The sequence below is a fragment of the Euzebyales bacterium genome (assembly GCA_035461305.1).
Taxonomy (GTDB): domain Bacteria; phylum Actinomycetota; class Nitriliruptoria; order Euzebyales; family JAHELV01; genus JAHELV01.
The window spans coordinates 1-16,688 of sequence record DATHVN010000118.1 but is presented as its reverse complement, the minus strand read 5'-3'; the positions used below and the strand labels follow the sequence as shown (position 1 = coordinate 16,688).

Below are 16,688 nucleotides of genomic sequence, written 5' to 3'. Positions count from 1 at the left end.
ACCCGGCGGGACCGTGGTCACCGCGCGGCGCACGATCGGAGCTCCGATGACCCGCCTGACCACCACGGACCTTGGCACGATACTCGGCGTCTGGGCCCACCCCGACGACGAGGCCTACCTCACCGGTGGGCTGATGGCGCTGGCGCGGCAGGCCGGCCAGCACGTCGTGGTCGCCACCGCGACCCGGGGCGAGGCGGGTACCTCCGATCCCGACGTGTGGCCACCCCGGCGCCTCGCTCGGGTGCGCGAGGCCGAGCTCAGCGCGTCGCTCTCGGCCCTGGGCGTCACCGAGCACCACTTCCTCGGCTACGTCGACGGCACGCTGCCCCACCAGGACCTCGACGAGGCCATCGGACGCGTCGCCGAGATCATGACGGCGGTCCGTCCCGACACCATCGTCACGTTCGGACCCGACGGGCTGACCGGCCACGCCGACCACCGCCGTGTGTCGACCTGGACGACCGTCGCGCGCGAGCTCGTCGCCCCGGACGCGCGGCTGCTGTACGCCACGACGACCACATCGTTCGTCGAGCGCTGGCAGCACCTGCACGACCGCTTCGACATCTACATGGACCCTGACCTGCCGATGCGCACCTCACCTGACCAGATCGCGCTGGAGGTCGTGCTCGACGGCGCGCTGGCCGACCGCAAGCTGGTCGCGCTGCGGGCCCAGGCCAGCCAGACGGCAGACCTGATCGCCGCCATGGGTGAGCAGGTCTACCGCGCCTGGACCTCGACGGAGACGTTCCGCGCGGCGCTGTCGATGATCCCCGGCCCGGTGGCCGCCGACGTCGCCGTCAGTGCGCCGGCGATGCTCAGCCGGTGATCCCCAGCTCGGTCGCGAGCGCGGCGGCCTCCTGCCGGGTCGACACGTCGAGCTTGTCTAGGATCGCGGACACGTGGTGGTCCACGGTCCTCACCGACACCACGAGCCGGTCTGCGATCTCGGCGTTCGTCAGACCCTCGGTGAGCAGGACCAGCACGTCGACCTGGCGGTTGGTCAGGCCGGCCGGGTTGCGACGCGTCCCGCGCGTCGGCCCGCGCGGGACCGACGTCACGCCGCGGGCGCGCAGCGTCGCCCGCACCCGGTTGGCCGTGCCGACCGCACCGAGGTCGTCGAGCATGCGCAGGCCGTCGAGCATGCTGTCGCGGTCCTCGGCGTGGGCAAGCTCCACGGCCTGCTCGTAGCGGTAGCCGGCCGCCTCCCACGCCTCCGCCGCGGCGAGGTGGTCACCACGCAGCGACGCAGCGTGGGCGTCGAGCAGCACCGAGGGGTCGACGGGTGGTGGGGCGGCCAGCCCTGCGCGGCGCAGCCCCACCCGGAGGTCGCCGGCGTACCAGGGATGGCCCGTCGCGTCCGCCGCCACCAGGGCCTGCGCCGCCATCTCGTCGACGCCCTCCGTCGCCCCCGACAGCCATGCGGCTTCGAGCAGGGACGCCGCCGCCGCGCCCAGCAGTGGCGCCTCGTCGGACGTGGACGCCAACGACCACGCCTCCGCCGCCACGGTCGAGGCCTCCGGGTCGCCGAGCCGGGCCAGTGCCTGGGCCAGCCAGGCGCGTGGCTGCACGCCCGCGATTGCCGGCTCGACCTCGGAGGCGATCGTCTGGGTCAGGATGCGCTGCGCGTCGTCCGCCGTCCCGCGGTTCAACGCCAGGCAGCCGAGCAGGCCGTCGAGCCGGAACGCGCCGTATGTGACCTGGTGGTCGGCCGCGTAGGCCCGGCCCTCGTGCACCGTGGTCTCGGCCCGGTCCAGCTCGCCCCGTCGCATGTGCTCGACGGCGATCTGGAAGTAGCCCCGGATGACCGACTCGTGGAACCCGTGGGTGCGCGCGAGCTCGAGACCCTGGGTGACCTCGTCGAGGCCGGTGTCGTCACCGAGGTTCAGTGTCGCCGCACCGTGGGTGATGCGCGCACCCGCCTCGGCCGGCAGGTGCCCCGACCGCGCGGCGACCTCCAGCGCCCGCGCCGACCACTCGGCGGCATCGGCGTTGCGGTTCGCGAGCAGGTGGAGGCGCGACATGTGGGCGTAGGCCATCGCGAGCACCGGGGAGGAGTCGGCGCCGTCGAGCAGCGCAATGGCCCGCTCGACATGGGGCAGGGCGTCGCCCGCACCCCGGTGCCAGTACACGGCCCTGGACAGCACCAGCAGGGCGTCGGCGAGGTCCTCGGTGTCGCCGACCCGTTCGAGCTCCTCCACGGCCTCGCGTGCGACCGCTGCGGCCTCGCCGTGCCGGTTGCCCAGCTGCAGCTCGTAGGCGTAGGCGACCGCCAGGCCCACCCGCTGGTCGGGCGCCAGGCGGTCGATGAACCGGTGGACCTGGCGATACGCCTGCAACGCCTCCCGGTGGCTGCCCAGCCGCGACGCCTCACGTGCCGCGTCGGGCCCGTGGCGCAGCACCGCGTCGGCGTCACCCGCCTCGATGGCGTGGTGCAGGATGCGGGTCGCGTCGGCGTCGTGGGCGATCAGCGCGGCGGCGACCGCGGCGTTTCGTGCGACCCGGGTCCCGGTCGGCAGGTCCGACTCGACGGCGCGACGGGCGATCTCGTGGCGGAAGGCCACCGTGTCCGCATCGCCGGTGACCAGGCCCGCGCGCTCGGCGGCGTCGAGCGCGCTGCCGCCGCCGGGGTGCACCGCCTCGACCAGCCAGCGCTCGGCACGTGTGGGGATGACCGCCAGGACCTCGAGCGCCTCCTGGGTGGGGCGAGGCAGGGCGAGCACGCGGGTCAGGACGGCGTCGCGCACGGTTGTGGGCACCGTGCCCGGCGTCGCGGCCGCAAGCTCGAGCACGTAGAAGGGGTTGCCGCCGGTGACGCGGTGGATCTCGGCGGCCCGCTCGGCGTCGCCAACCAGCTCTGCCACGGCCGCCTTGGACAGCGGACCCAGGGCGATGTGCTCCACGCCGGCCGCGCCGAGTGCGCCGAGCACGCGCCGCAGCGGGTGGGTGCGTTCGATCTCGGTGTCGCGGTAGGTCGCCACGAGCAACGCCGGCAGGCGCTCGATGCGGCGCGCGACCACGACCAGCGCGTCCAGCGTCGCGTCGTCGGCCCACTGGAGGTCCTCGATGACGACGACGACGGGGTGCAGCGGGTCGTCGAGCTCCTCCAGGATCGCATCGAGCACCTCGGCGGCGTCCGCGCCCGAGTCCAGCGCCCGGCCCAGCTTGCTCTGCCCACGCGCGATGTCGCGGAAGGGCGCGAACGCACGGGTCGTCAGCAGGTCGTCACAGACGCCGACCCGCACGACCGCGCCGGCGGCCTCGGCGGAGGCAGCGAACGCGCGCACCAGGCTGGACTTGCCGATGCCGGCGGGCCCGTGCACCAGAGTGACCCGCCCACGCCGATCCGACGCGCGCTCGAGGGCCGCGTCGAGCACCCGCGTCTGATCGTCCCGCTCCAACAGGCGCATGGCCCGTAGCGTAACCTCACACGGCACGAAGGATCGAGCGCCAGGTCACGCAATGCGTGACCCGCGGCGTCCCCGACGGCGCGGGGACCGCCATCGGGGGGACACCCGCCGTTTCAGGGGACCCCGGCGGCCGCCAGGTGCGCCGACCACCGCGCGATGATGTCGGCGTCGCGGAACGGGTGGCGTTGGGGCAGATCGTCACGCCGGACGTGGGGGTGGCGGTCGAGCAGCATCCCGACGGTCGCACGGGCCCGGCGGTTCAGCCCCAGTGCCTGCTGCGACGCGGCGAGCACGAGGAGGGCCTCGAGGTTGTCGGGCTGGCGGTCGACGATCCACTCCGCGGCCTGGATGGCGTCGTGGTAGCGCTCACCCACGTACCACGCGCTCGCCTGCACTGTTGCGAACCACGGCCGGCGGACGGGGCTCAGCGCCTGCGCGCGCTCGCACGCCTCGACCGCGGCCCGCCAGTCTCCCAGATAGCGCCGCACGCTGCCGAGCACGGCCAACGTCACGTCGCAGGTCGGCCGCTGCGCCAGGGACTGCTCGGCATCCGCCAGCGCGTTCTGCAGGTCGCCACCCTCGTGCAGCCGCAGCGCGGCCAGCACCAGGTGGCTGAGTCCCGACGGGTCGCCCAGCTCGACGCCCCTGGTGGCGTGTCGCGCCGCCGTCCGGAGGTCCTCGGCCGGCGTGTCCGACAGCCCCTCCGCTGCGCCCCACCAGCGCGCGAACGCGGTGAGCCCGTGCCCGCTGACCGAGTCGGGACGCGACCGCGTCACCGACTCGAACAGTTCGACGGCCCGCAGCCACCCGTCCCGGGTGCCCTGGTCCAGGTGGTACCAGCCCGTGTAGACCGCCGCCCGCTCCCCGGCGTCGAGCTCCGTGCGGTAGATCATCGCGGGCTGGCCCACGACCAGCTCGACCTCCATGGCGCGGACGGTCTCGGCCGCGACGGTGTCCTGCAGCGTGAACAGGTCGTCGGTCGTGCCCTGCCATCGACCGCTCCATACGAGGTTGAACGTCTCGAGCTCGACGAGCTTCGCGTAGAACCGCACCCGTTCCCCCGACCGCACCGTCACCGTGTCGAGGAAGTAGCTGGCTCCGGGGCCGTCATGGCCGGACGGGTTGTCGCCTCCGTCCACGACCCCCAGTCCCGGAACGGCGCCGAGCGCGGCAACGAGCTCGGCGCGCAGGGCATCGGCCACCCGGCGGTCGGCAGGGTCATCGCCATGCGAGGTGCCCAGCACGGCGATGACCGGCTCGACCGTCCCCGGCACGGGCAGCCGGCCGTCCGGTCGCCCGACGCCGGCGAGGCGGTAGACCCGCACCGGCTCGGGGATGTTCTTCAGCCGCCGCAGACCGAGGGGCACGAGGCGCAGCGCCGGCTCGTCGAGCGCCCGGTACACGGTCTCGGTCACGTTGATGCCGCCCACCTCGGCGATCGCCTGGATGCGTGCCGCGATGTTCAGGGCGTCGCCGAAGTGCCGGCCGTCGGCCGCGGTCACGATGTCGCCAGCGTCCAGCCCCAGCCGGAACCAGGCGCGACGAGCACGTGGAAGGTCCACGTTGCGCTCACGGACCGCGGAGCAGATGCGGATCGCGGCGCGCATGCCCGACGCGGCGTCGTCGAAGACGGCCAGGAAGCTGTCGCCGACGAAGTTGACGAGCGTGCCGTCGACCTCGGTCACCGCGTGGGTCACGAGCTCGTGGTACGTCCGCATCGTCGCGACGGTGGCCGACGGGTCGTCGGCCATCAGCCGGCTGTAGTCGGCGACGTCGGCGTGGAGCACGACAGCATGGCGGCGACGCAGATCGTCGACGCGCTGATCAGTCACCGCGGTCATGGCTGCACCGTAGTATCGGCCGCCGTCGGCACCATGTCCATTCGTCACGACGGATGCGCGGCGACCTGCGCACCCGGAGGGAGCACGATGCAACCGGTCCGGCTCGGTCACGTCGCCGCCGGTGACGGGCCGACCCTGGTGGCGGTGCACGGCGGCCTGCTGTCCGGGCGGCCGGCCTTCGGACCGGTGCTGGCCGACTGGGCACAGCGGTTCCGTGTCCTTGTGCCCGACCGCCGTGGGTTCGAGCTCTCCCGCGGTGCCGGTGGGACGCTGGCCGCCCACGCACGCGACCTCGAGCATTCATCGACGCCCACGCCGGGGGGCACGCCCACGTGCTCGGCTTCTCGTTCGGCAAGCTGGTCGCGTTGACCGCGCTTCAGCTCGAGCGCCGCCTCTTCGCCAGCCTCACCGTCGTCGAGGCGCGGACGGTGACGCTGTGCGGTCGCGATCCTGACGCGCTCGACGTGCGCGCGCGCCTGGCCGCCCTGTACGACCGCGCGGTCGAGGGCGACGGGCCGGCGGCCGCACGGGACCTCTTCGCGTACATGGACCGGCGTGCCCTGGGACGCATCCAGGTGCCCGTCGCCGCGGACGACCCCCGGCATCCACGTCGCGCCGGCGAGTTGCGCGTGTGGCGGACCCCGCTGTCGCCGGCGGGTCTGGCGGGCGTGACGGTGCCGGTCCTGGTCGTGACCGGTGCGCGCAGCCCCGCCGCGATGCACCGCATCGGCGAGGACGTCGCGCGGGTCACCGGCGGTCGCCACCACGTTCAGCACGCCGCCGGGCACGCCGCGCACCTGACGGGCGTCCGTTCAGGGCGGTACTGTGTGCACACATCGCCGACGCCGAGGCGACGGTCGTGGCAGGATCCGGTCGACCTGGTGCGACACACCCCACGTGGGCGCAGCGCTACGAGCGCGAGCGCGCTGCCATCGCGGACGTGCTCGGCGACGTTGCAGTGGCGATTGCGCACATCGGCAGCACGGCGGTCCCGGGGCTGGCCGCGAAGCCGGTGGTCGACCTGATGGTCGGCGTGGCCGACCCCGCCGCGACCCGTCCGGCCGCCGAGCGGCTGCGCGCCGCCGGCTACGCCCACCGCGACGATCCTGACAGCGACAACACCGATCTGCACGTGTTCGCGCTGCGCCGCGCCGACGGCCGACGGCTGGCCCACGCCCACGTGGTGGTGCATGGCGGCACGTGGTGGCGCGAGCACGTGGCGTTCCGCGACCTGCTGCGCGACGACGCGGACCTGCGCCGGCGGTACGAGGAGCACAAGCGGGCGCTCGCCGGCCGACACCAGGGCGTCCGCGAGGCCTACACGGACGGCAAGACCGGGTTCGTGACCGCCTCCCTGCACGAGCGGCGCGCAGGCCGGTGACGACTCCGCCGCCGCCGAACGCCGACCCGCAGCCGCCGGAGGCGGGGCTGACGACGTTCCAGCAGGCCGTCGTCGACGTCGTGCGCGAGCTCGAGCCCGGCGAGGTCGTCACCTACGGCGACGTCGCGATGGAGATCGGGCGCCCCGGCTCCGCGCAGGCAGTCGCCAACGTCCTGCGGCGCGTGCCGGACCTGCCGTGGTGGCGCGTCATCCCCACCAGCGGCCGGCTGTACCGCACGCACGCGCCCACGCAGCGCCCGCTGCTCGAGGCGGAGGGCGTGCACGTCGGCGGCGACCGTCGTGTCGAGCCCTGACGCGGGCCGCGGCCGGAGTCGCGGACCGTGACCGGACCGGCTCGATCCTGGGCGCGGCTGGTGGCGCGCGGAGGTGCGACGCACCACGAGCACACAGCGGCATGGCGAACGACCGCGATACTGCAGGCATGCGGCCCTCCACCGGCGCCCTGCACCACGCGATCCTGACGACGTTCGCAGCGCGCGGCACGGCACCGACCACCGCTGAGCTCGCGGCGCGCTTCGCCGTGCCGACGTCGACGCTGGTGCGACCGCCACCGCGTACCCCGCCGCGACGTGCAGCCGGTCCAAATCGTGTGGGGGTCCACCCGCGCCTGGTACGGCCGCCACCTCGATGCCGACTGGCGCACGTGGACGGTGCGGGGGGCGGTCCAGATCCTCGCCCGGTTCGGCCTGACCGGCGACACCTGGGGTGCTCGAGGGCGGCACCGAGCGCTCTGACTCACGGCGCGAACGGTTGACAGCACCGCGTGTTCGCCCAGGCTTCGGGCCCTCGACACGAGCGTGACCGAGCTCATCGCCACAGGATGCTGTTACGACGCGGCGCCACCGCCCGTGACGTACGCTGCAGCGTATGGCTGCACCTGCCGCGATGGTCGAGGCCGCCGGCCGTGAGGTGCGGGTGAGCAACCCCGGCAAGGTGTGGTTCCCTCGGACCGGCCACACCAAGCTCGACGTCGTCCGCTACTACCTGGCCGTGGCCGACGGCGCGCTGCGCGGCGTCCGTGGCCGCCCGGTCGTCCTGAAGCGGTTCGTCAACGGCGTCGACCAGCCCTTCTTCTTCCAGAAGCGGGCACCGCGCACGCGGCCTCAGTGGATCGACACGGTCCGCCTGGACTACCCGTCGGGACGGTCCGCCGACGAGGTCGTACTGCACGACGCCGCGCAGCTCGTGTGGACCGTCAACCTGGGGTGCATCGACCTGAACCCCCACCTGGTGCGTGCCGACGATCTCGACCACCCCGACGAGCTGCGCGTCGATCTCGACCCCGTGCCGGGCGTGGAGTGGCCGCAGATCCGCGAGGTCGCCCTCGTGGTCAGGACCGTCCTGGACGACGTCGGCCTGGTCGGCGTGCCCAAGACCTCCGGGTCGCGCGGCTTCCACGTCGTCTGCCGCATCGCACGCCGGTGGACGTTCGACGAGGTGCGTCGCGCGGCCGAGGCGCTCGCGCGTGAGGTGGCGCGGCGAGCGCCCGATCTGGCGACCGCCAGCTGGTGGAAGGAGGAGCGCCACGGGGTATTCGTCGACTACAACCAGAACGCACGTGACCGCACCGTCGCGTCGGCGTACTCCGTCCGCCCGACGCCCGACGCCCGCGTCTCGACCCCGCTGCGCTGGGACGAGGTCGCCGACTGCGACCCCGCCGCGTTCACGATCCACACGGTGCCGACGCGCTACGCGGCCCTCGGTGACCTGACGGCCACGCTGGACGACACGGTCGGCGGTCTCGACGAGCTGCTCACGCTGGCCGACGACCTCGACGCCCGGGAACAGGACGTGCCCACGACCGGGGAGGTCGCCGCGCCGGCCCCTGGCCACAGCAGAGGCGCGTCGGGTCGACGCCGGTCGTCGATGCCGCTGATCGAGATCGCGCGCGCGCGCACCACCGACGAGGCGATGGCCGGCCTGGAGCGGTGGAAGCAGCGCCACCCCGACGTCTGGCAGTACCTCGAGTCCGCCGACGTGCTGGTCGACGCCATGCGCGGACGCAGCAGCATGTGGACCCGCATCCGTCTCAACCTGGTGCACGTCCCCGAGGACCGCCGACCGCCGCAGGAGGCGCTGGAGGTCGATCACGACCCGTGGACGGGTCTGCGCGACGCGGAGCAGTGACCGCAGCGACGTCACCGACCTCGAAGGCGTAGTCGACGGCGGTGATCGTGGCGTCGGCGTCGGCCGCCGCCGGTTCGCTGGTCATCGGCTCGCTCGCCGGCTCGCTCGCGACCTCGGGTGCAGGCTCGGACGAGGCGCCTCGTCGCTGCTGTCGGCCGCTCCACCGCAGGCAGACAGCAGCGCGAGCGCCACCGGCAGCGCGGCGAGCCACGGCAGGCGCCGCGACCGCGATCGGATCCGTGGACACGTGCCGTGCACAGGGTTGTCATGCATGTCCTGCAACTGCCGTCCGTGCATGATGATCAGGCAGAGCATGTGTGCAGTGCGACCGGTGCGCCCGACGGCGGCGCCGGGCCGGTCAGGTCTCCACGGCCGCGATGGCGTCAACCTCGGAGTCGTGCAGCCGGATCGTCTCGTCGAGCCTGGTCAGCTGGAAGATGTGACAGTAGTGATCGGACAACCCGTACGCCCGCAGTGCCTGGCCGTTGCGCTGGGCACGGACGAGCATCGTGACGAGCAGGCCGATCCCCCCGCTGTTCATGTAGGCGAGGTCGGTGAAGTTCAGGACGACGGTGCTCGCCGGCTCACACTTCGCGAACGCCTCGAGCAGCATGTCCTCTGTGCTCGGTACCACGTCGCCGACGATGTCGATGACCGATATGGCATCGGTCACCGCCCGCGTGTTCATCGTGGTCATCGTCTCAGCCATGTGCCGCCTCCTCGCGCGCCGTCAACGCGCCTCGGTCGGTCCGGACGGTCCCGTCGCCGTCCAGCACCAGGTAGTCGGTCAACCGGGTGATCTCAAAGATGTGACGGTAGTGCGGGGACAACCCCGTGGCCCGCACCGTGCGGTGCGCGCGCCGCGCGTCGGTGAGCAGCGTGACGATCAGCGCGATGCCGCTGGAGTTGATGTAGTCCACGGCGGTGAAGTCGAGCAGCACCTCGCCAGGTCCGTCGGCGACCGCGTCGTCGTGGGCGCCGAGCAGTGCGACGTCGGCCACGGCGTCCAACTCACCGCGCATGCGCAGCACTGCCGTGTCTCCGTCCCGTTGGATGTCAACGTGGAAGCTCATCGTCATCCCCCTTCAGTGCCATGACGAGCTCGACGGTGTGTCGGTCGCCCTCGGCGGTGACGTGGACGTCGTCGACCATGTTGCGGACGAGGAACAGACCCCAGCCTCGCGGTGTCTGCTCGCCACGGAGCTTGGCGGCGATGTCCGGGGCCTCGACGGGTCCCGGCGGTGGGCCGCCACCGTGGTCCGACACGCGGACGAGCAGGGCGGACGGCGCGGCATAGACCTCGACCTCGACGTGGAGCTCGGGGTTGTTCTCGTTGCCGTGCTCGATGGCGTTCATGGTGGTCTCGGCCACGGCGGTGCGCAGCCGTTCGATGCGTCTCGGCAGGTCGCGCACCGCCTCCATCACGCGGTCGACGGCGATCTGCTCGTTGCCGGGCCGGCTGGCCACGGTGAACTCCGCGATCCTGCGGCTGCGGCGCAGCTGCGCGTCAGGTGTGGCACCCGCGCGGTGAAGGATCAGCAGTGTGATGTCGTCCTCCTGCTCCCGCTCCTCGCCCGTGAAGGCGCGCAGGTCGGTCAGCAGGTGGTCGATCAGCTGCGGACCACGCGGACCCCTGCCGACCTGGCCGAGCAACCGCGGGAACCCGTACATCTCCCGCTGCGGGCTGTGCGCCTCGGGCAGGGCGTCGCTGTAGAGGACCAGCGTTTCCCCATGCGCGAGGGTGACCTCTGCCTCCTCGTAGTCCTGGCCCGGCATCATACCCAGCGGCATCCCGACCGCCCTGGCCTCGAAGGCGCCGTCACGCCGGCCCACGCAGGGCAGGTTGTGACCGGCATTGGCGAACACGAACCGTCCCGACTCGAGGTCGAGCACGCCGTACAGGCAGGTCACGGACATGCGCGCCGGGATGTCCGGCTGCACCTGGTCGTTGACCCGCGACAGGGCCTCGCCGGGCTTGTCGAGCCGCTGGGCGGTCGCGCGGAGGATGGCACGTGTCGCCGCCATCACCAACGCCGCCGGCACACCTTTGTCGGTCACGTCGCCGGTGAACACGCCGAGGCGGCCGTCGGGAAGCTCGACGAAGTCGTAGAAGTCCCCGCCGACCTCACGGGCGGGCTTGTAGAAGGCGGCGACGTCCCAGCCGTCGGGCTCCGGGAGCTCGCGCGGCAGGAAATTCTGCTGGATCACCGTCGCGACCCGCAGCTCCTGTGCGATGCGCTCGCGCTCGGTCGCCTCGGCCTCCTGCTCACGGACCAGCTGGGCGATGCGCAGCGCCGGGGCGGCCTGGCTCGCGAGGTTCTCGAGCAGCCTGTGGTCGTCGGACGTGTACTCCTGCTCCGACAACCGCGGTCCCAGGTTGATCAGGCCGATCAGCTCGCCCTGGGCGACCAGCGGGACGACCAGCTTGACGCCGGCGTCGCGGAGGTTGCGCACGGCCTTGGAATCGAACGTCACCTCCTCGAGGTCGACCGGGCCGCCCGCGTTCTGGAAGTGGGCGAGGGCGGGGTCGTCGGGCGGGATGTCGACCGGCGACGGGTCGAGCCTCGTGTCCGCCGGCACGGGCATGTCGATGACTGCCCCCGCCTGCCTGCGGGCGCGACGTGTGGCGCGCCACCGTTCCAGCCGTCCGGCCATCGGTCGTCCTCCTCGGCGTCCATGACACCACCACGGTGTCCCGGAACCGTGACGGAAAGCGTTACGGGCGGTCGATCTCGACTCGGCCCTCCGTCCGGGGGAGCCACAGCAACACGTGCACCGAGGCCACCCTGCGCCCGCCGGTACCGCTGGACGAGGCCGACGAGGGTTGCGAGGCAGCAGGCGATCACGGTCGTGGGGAACACCCACACGGCCACCGACCGCCGCGACCGGACGCCGCGACAGGATCCGGGCGGCCGGCCTACGGAGCATCATGGGATCGGCTCCGGCGTGCGCAGCCTCAGGGACACGTGGGCCGGCTCCGGGTGCGCTCATCATGGGCGCTCCCGGGCGAGCCAGAGCGAGACGTGCGCTCGGCTGCACGGTCGACGCGACGACACCGCGCAGGTCATCGGCCAGGCCGTCCAGGTCCAGCTCGGTGCGCAACCTCGCACCGGACCGGTCGACGACCTGCTGCGCGTCGTAGCGAGCCCGGTCGAACCGCCGGTCGACCACTGCCTGCACCCGACGCCGCACGGGGACGAACACCGCCGCCGCCGTCGCCGCCGCCACAAGCACATCCGATCGCAGGTCGATGATCACACCCGGCAGTGTGGCGATGGCCGTGTAGGTGACGAGCAGCGTCGCCGTCACCAGCGCGTAGGTTACGGTCCTGCTGATGAGACGGTCAATCTCGTACAGGCCGGGTCGAACAGCCGGTTGTCCCCCGAAGGGCATGTCGGCGATCCCGAACGGGTTGACGACGTACAGGGCCTTCCGTCTGATCCCAGCGTCTGGAGCAGGATGCGCTCGGCGACCGCGGAGATGCCGCAGATGACGACGACCCCCACGCCGACCGGCCACGTGACCCACCGCCAGCGCCGCGACGGCAGGTGCCCGTCGGGGAACAGCAGCGGGACGTAGACCACCATGATGACCAGGACCACATACCAGTAGAAGGTGTTCGGCCATGCCAGCAGGCGGCCCCACAGCGGCGTGGCGCTGCCCTCGAGGAACCCGCAGGGCGGCGAACGTCTCGCCGGGGAACCCGATCGCCGGCAGCAGCCCGATCGTGGCGAACAGCGGTCCCACGACGTGCCCGGGACGTCGTGCGATCAGGATCGCGCCGAGCACCGCGAACAGGCCGAACGCGGCCAGGTACGCCAGCCCTCCAGCAGGTCGGTGCTGCGCCGCCGGCCACCTGCAGCAGCATGCCTTCCCGACGGTGACGACGTAGAAGCCGACGACGGCGAGCGCGACGATCCGGCGGGCGTTCACGGCCACCCCGCGGGCAGCATCGTGCGCGAGGTGCAGGCGCCGAGCGGATGACGTGGCCGCTCGAGCATGCGGCCCAAAGCTCGCAGACCGGGCGTCCGATGAACGTTACGAGTTGATGATCGTTACGACCTGCCTGTGGCCTCGGACGCCGGTAACCCACTATCGTGCGCTACCGGCTGGGGCGACCACACGACCGCGAGGCGTCGACCATGCGGGGACTCAGGCTTCGACTGCTCGGCCCACCATCGGTTGAGATCGATGGCGCGGCCATGCACGTCGACACCCGCAAGGCCGTCGCGGTCCTGGCCTACCTGGCACTCGAGGGCTCACAGAGCCGCGAGTCGCTCGCCGGCCTGCTGTGGCCGGACAGCACCGACACCAGGGCGCGCGCGGCGCTGCGTCGCACGCTGTCGGTCCTGAACCGCGCGCTCGGCGGGCGCTGGCTCGACAGCGCACGCGACCGGGTCGCGCTGGACGGCGACGACCGGTGGTGCGACGTCACGGTGTTCCGGGCGGCCGCCGGACCGGCCGATCACGCCCACACCGGGCAGGTCTGCGAGCGGTGCCTCGACCGGCTCGGCGAGGCAGCCGCCCTGTACCGCGGGGACTTCCTGTCCGGCTTCACGCTGCGCGACAGCGCCGCGTTCGACGAATGGATGATCGTCGAGACCGAGGCACTGCGCCGCGAGTGCAGCGGGGTGCTCGAGCGTCTGGTCGACGGGCTGACGGCCGCCGGTCGGCTCGAGGAGGCGATCACGCACGCGCATCGCCTTGTCGCGCTCGACGCTCTGCATGAGCCGGCGCACCGACGTCTGATGCAGCTCTACGCGTGGCACGGCCGGCGTGGGGACGCGATCCACCAGTACCGCGCCTGCGTCGCGACGCTCGATCGCGAGCTGGGCGTTCGGCCGCTCGACGACACGGTGGCGCTCTACCAGGCGATCCTGGAGGACCGCGTGCCTCCCCCACCGCGCGCCGAGCAGGCGGCCGCGCCAGCGGTCGCGCGGGCCCCGAGGACGGAGGTGGCGCCGCCACGGCGCTTGGCCACGCCGCTGGTCGGTCGCGAAGACGCCGTCGCGGAGCTGATGGAGGCGTACTCGCAGGTCGGCGCAGGCGGTCGGCTGCTCGCCGTCACCGGCGAGGCGGGGATCGGCAAGACCCGGCTCGCGGAGGAGATCGGCGCTCGCATTGCGGAGCGGGGAGCGACCGTGATCGCCGTCCGCTGCCAGCCCGGCGACCAGCGCCTGGCGTACGCGCCGGTGGCCGAGGCCCTTCGCGACGCCGCTGGGCACGCGGACGCCCAGGCTCGGCTGGCGCACGTGGCACCGCACTGGCGCGCCGAGGCCGGTCGGCTCGTGCCGACCATCGCAGCCGACGGCGTGACATCGACCGAGCCGCTCACCTCACCCGGCGCGCAGGCACGCTTCGTCGAGGGCGTGTGGCAGGTGCTCGGCGCCGCCCTCGACGGCGATGCCCCGGGGCTGCTGGTCGTCGACGACCTGCAGTGGGCCGACGACGCCACGCTGCAGCTCCTGACGTATGTGATCACCCGCCTGCGCGGCCGCCGCCTGGCCCTCCTGTGCTGTTGGCGCGACGACGAGCTGACCGAGCACAACCGCTGGAGCGACACAGTGCGGGCGGCACAGGACGCCGGCTCCGGGACCGTCCTCACGCTCGGCCGGCTCGACATCGACCACATCGAGGCCCTGCTCGCCAGCACCACGGATGCCCATGACCGGATCGACTCCCGTCTGGCGACGCGTCTCCATGCGGAGGCCGAGGGGCTGCCGCTGGCCGTCGTCGCGTACCTCGAGGAGCTCGACGGCCCGATCAGCGACGGGGACTGGCCGCTGCCGCACAGCCTCGAGCACCTGTTCCGCACCAGGGTCGCGAGCCTGGACCAGACGGCCCGACAGGTCCTGACGGCGGCAGCCGCCATCGGCAGGTCGTTCGACTTCGACACGGCGATGGCCGCCAGCGGCCGCACCGACGGCGAGACCGTGGCCGCGCTGGAGACCCTGACCATGCGTGGCATGGTGCGCGAGCTCGAGGGCCCGGCCGGTACGCCGCTGTTCGACTTCACCCACGACAAGCTGCGGTCCGTGGTCTACGACGCCGCGAGCCTGGCGCGGCGTCGTCTGCTGCACGGCAGGGTCGCCGACGCCCTGCGCAGCCGGCCCCGAACCGGTGACCAGCCCCTCGCCGTGGCGGGCCTGATCGCACGGCACGAGCAGCTCGCGGGCCGCGACGCGCGTGCTGCCGAGATGTTCGCGCTGGCCGGCGAGCAGGCCCGCGCGCTGTACGCCAACACCGAGGCCCTCGACCACCTGCGGCAGGCCCTCGCGCTCGGCCATCCCGACGCGGCGGACCTGCACGAGGCGGTCGGCGACCTGGAGACCCTGCGCGGGGACTACGCCGCGGCGCTTGTCAGCTATGACAACGCCGCGGCGACGGCGGTCGGACCCGCTCTGGCGGGGCTCGAGCACAAGTGCGCGCACGTGCACGTGCGCATGGGCGACAGCGGTGCGGCACGGGCGCGGCTCGACGCAGCCGTCACCGCACTCAGGGACGCCGAGGAGCCGGAGTTGCGGGCGCGCATCGCAGCCGAACGCAGCCTGGCGGCCGCCCGTGCCGGCGCGATCGACGAGGCCGAGCTGGAGGCGCGCCGTGCACTCGACCTCGCCGAGCGCGCCAACGACCGACGCGCGCTGGCCCAGGCGCGGAACATCCTGGGCCTGCTGGCGCGTCGCACGGGACGTCTCGACGAGGCGGAACGACAGCTGGAGTACAGCGCCGACCTGGCCGCGGCCCTGCCCGAGCCGGACGCGCAGATCACGGCGCTCAACAACCTCGCGCTCGTGCTGGGCGACGCCCGCAGGTACGAGCACGCGCTGGAGCATGCACGCACGGCTGTGCGCCTGTGCGAGCGCATCGGCGATCGCCATCGCCAGGCGGCGCTGCACAACAACATCGCAGACCTGCTCCACGGCGCCGGACGCGAGGAGGAGGCCATGGCGCACCTGACGACCGCTGTCACGCTGTTCGCCGAGGTCGGCGACCAGGCCAGTGCCGCGCCCGAGATCTGGAAGCTCGTCGACTGGTGACGGCGCACGGCCCGTCCCGGCGTGGCGCCCCGTAACGGGTCCGTCACGGGGGCCGGGGCATGCTGCGGCGGTCGTCACGAGGAGCACACGATGCGCTTCACAGCAGCAGTCACATCCCTGTCCTGGATCCCCTCGGAGGCCGTCGGCGGCGTAATGAAGGTGCCGTTCGTCATCGGCTTCCTGCACTGGGACCCGCCGCCGCCGGAGCGTGTGCGCCCCGACGATCTCGACGCCCTCCGCGCAGCGGACCGGTTTCGGTTCGCCAACGAGCTGCGGGCCTGGATCGACGTCGACGGCGACGGCCGCATCACAGACGCCGGCCACGCAGGGGGCGGCCACATGGGCGCGACCACGCTCAAGCTCGCCGGCGTCCGACGGACGGTGCCCGCCATCGGATATCCCGACATCGGACACGAGCCAGGTCGGCGACGGGTGGGTGCGGTTCGTGCAGACGATGGGGGGTCGTCCCGGCGTGGCCGACCCGCGGATGGTCAACCGTCCGCCGTACGTGCAGATCTCCGGTCCGACAGTGTGGACGACCCTGGCGTTGACCCTGCACGCCGACGGCACGGTGCAGCGGGAGGTTGTCGGCGCGAGCCCCTTCCCCCGGCACTGGATCTATGACGAGGATGGCCGGCTGATCCGCAAGTCCGGTGTGGCGGACTTCCGAACGTGGCACGGCGAGTCGTTCGGCGCTTGGTCGCCATGGGGTGGCCACGAGCACCAGACGACGGTCGCCGAGGCCGAGAGCGCGCTTGAACGGCAGCTGTCGGCCATCGTGATGCGGGGCGGCGCGAAGCCGGAGATCCGCCGGCTCAAGCAGGGCGCCACGCTGACCGAGCAGGGCGCACCCGGCGACGAGCTGTACCTGGTG

The 16,688-nt window shown here is 72.8% G+C and carries 14 protein-coding genes; 9 read left to right on the top strand and 5 right to left on the bottom strand.

Translation table 11 applies throughout. The features are described from left to right. The first annotated feature begins 46 nt into the window (after positions 1 to 46). Positions 47 to 826 (top strand): PIG-L family deacetylase, encoded by a 780-nt coding sequence (locus tag VK923_11030; GenBank protein HSJ45202.1) that lies wholly within the window; start codon positions 47 to 49, stop codon positions 824 to 826. Here the strand turns inward: VK923_11030 and VK923_11025 are convergent. Together VK923_11025 and VK923_11020 are read right to left on the bottom strand one after the other, a co-directional pair. Continuing rightward, positions 816 to 3,407 carry an AAA family ATPase gene (locus tag VK923_11025; protein HSJ45201.1) on the bottom strand — a complete coding sequence of 864 codons (2,592 nt, stop codon included), beginning with the start codon at positions 3,405 to 3,407 and terminating at the stop codon, positions 816 to 818. The two genes, VK923_11030 and VK923_11025, sit on opposite strands and share 11 nt — an antisense overlap. Positions 3,408 to 3,520: 113 nt before the next feature. Beyond that, positions 3,521 to 5,248: an adenylate/guanylate cyclase domain-containing protein gene (locus VK923_11020; GenBank protein HSJ45200.1), complete on the bottom strand. Its 1,728-nt coding sequence runs from the start codon at positions 5,246 to 5,248 to the stop codon at positions 3,521 to 3,523. Between the two features lie 87 nt (positions 5,249 to 5,335). Here VK923_11020 and VK923_11015 point away from each other — a divergent pair, with 87 nt between their 5' ends. From VK923_11015 to ligD, 6 genes are all read left to right on the top strand, one after another. After that, complete coding sequence (locus tag VK923_11015; protein ID HSJ45199.1) at positions 5,336 to 5,617, top strand: alpha/beta hydrolase; 282 nt, start codon at positions 5,336 to 5,338, stop codon at positions 5,615 to 5,617. Then, a complete protein-coding gene (locus VK923_11010; protein HSJ45198.1) occupies positions 5,581 to 6,273 on the top strand; it encodes a hypothetical protein in 693 nt (230 codons plus the stop codon). Before VK923_11015 ends, VK923_11010 begins: the two co-directional genes overlap by 37 nt. Further along, complete coding sequence (locus tag VK923_11005; GenBank protein HSJ45197.1) at positions 6,189 to 6,629, top strand: GrpB family protein; 441 nt, start codon at positions 6,189 to 6,191, stop codon at positions 6,627 to 6,629. The genes VK923_11010 and VK923_11005 overlap by 85 nt, the downstream gene beginning before the upstream one ends. After that, positions 6,626 to 6,943: an MGMT family protein gene (locus VK923_11000; protein ID HSJ45196.1), complete on the top strand. Its 318-nt coding sequence runs from the start codon at positions 6,626 to 6,628 to the stop codon at positions 6,941 to 6,943. Before VK923_11005 ends, VK923_11000 begins: the two co-directional genes overlap by 4 nt. A gap of 294 nt (positions 6,944 to 7,237) precedes the next feature. Next, positions 7,238 to 7,384: a hypothetical protein gene (locus tag VK923_10995; protein ID HSJ45195.1), complete on the top strand. Its 147-nt coding sequence runs from the start codon at positions 7,238 to 7,240 to the stop codon at positions 7,382 to 7,384. A gap of 133 nt (positions 7,385 to 7,517) precedes the next feature. After that, a complete protein-coding gene (gene ligD / locus VK923_10990) occupies positions 7,518 to 8,777 on the top strand; it encodes a non-homologous end-joining DNA ligase (protein ID HSJ45194.1) in 1,260 nt (419 codons plus the stop codon). Between the two features lie 358 nt (positions 8,778 to 9,135). On the opposite strand, the gene VK923_10985 is transcribed toward ligD, so the two are convergent. Genes VK923_10985 through VK923_10975 form a run of 3 tightly spaced genes read right to left on the bottom strand, consistent with a single transcriptional unit; the run spans position 9,136 to position 11,432 of the window. After that, positions 9,136 to 9,486 carry an STAS domain-containing protein gene (locus VK923_10985; protein HSJ45193.1) on the bottom strand — a complete coding sequence of 117 codons (351 nt, stop codon included), beginning with the start codon at positions 9,484 to 9,486 and terminating at the stop codon, positions 9,136 to 9,138. Next, a complete protein-coding gene (locus tag VK923_10980) occupies positions 9,479 to 9,850 on the bottom strand; it encodes an STAS domain-containing protein (protein ID HSJ45192.1) in 372 nt (123 codons plus the stop codon). Before VK923_10980 ends, VK923_10985 begins: the two co-directional genes overlap by 8 nt. Next, complete coding sequence (locus VK923_10975) at positions 9,834 to 11,432, bottom strand: SpoIIE family protein phosphatase (GenBank protein ID HSJ45191.1); 1,599 nt, start codon at positions 11,430 to 11,432, stop codon at positions 9,834 to 9,836. Before VK923_10975 ends, VK923_10980 begins: the two co-directional genes overlap by 17 nt. A 1,487-nt stretch (positions 11,433 to 12,919) precedes the next feature. On the opposite strand from VK923_10975, the gene VK923_10970 reads away from it, so the two are divergent. Continuing rightward, positions 12,920 to 15,814: an AAA family ATPase gene (locus VK923_10970; GenBank protein HSJ45190.1), complete on the top strand. Its 2,895-nt coding sequence runs from the start codon at positions 12,920 to 12,922 to the stop codon at positions 15,812 to 15,814. 445 nt (positions 15,815 to 16,259) lie between these two features. Next, positions 16,260 to 16,688 (top strand): hypothetical protein (locus VK923_10965; GenBank protein HSJ45189.1); only part of this gene is annotated, 429 nt, incomplete at its 3' end.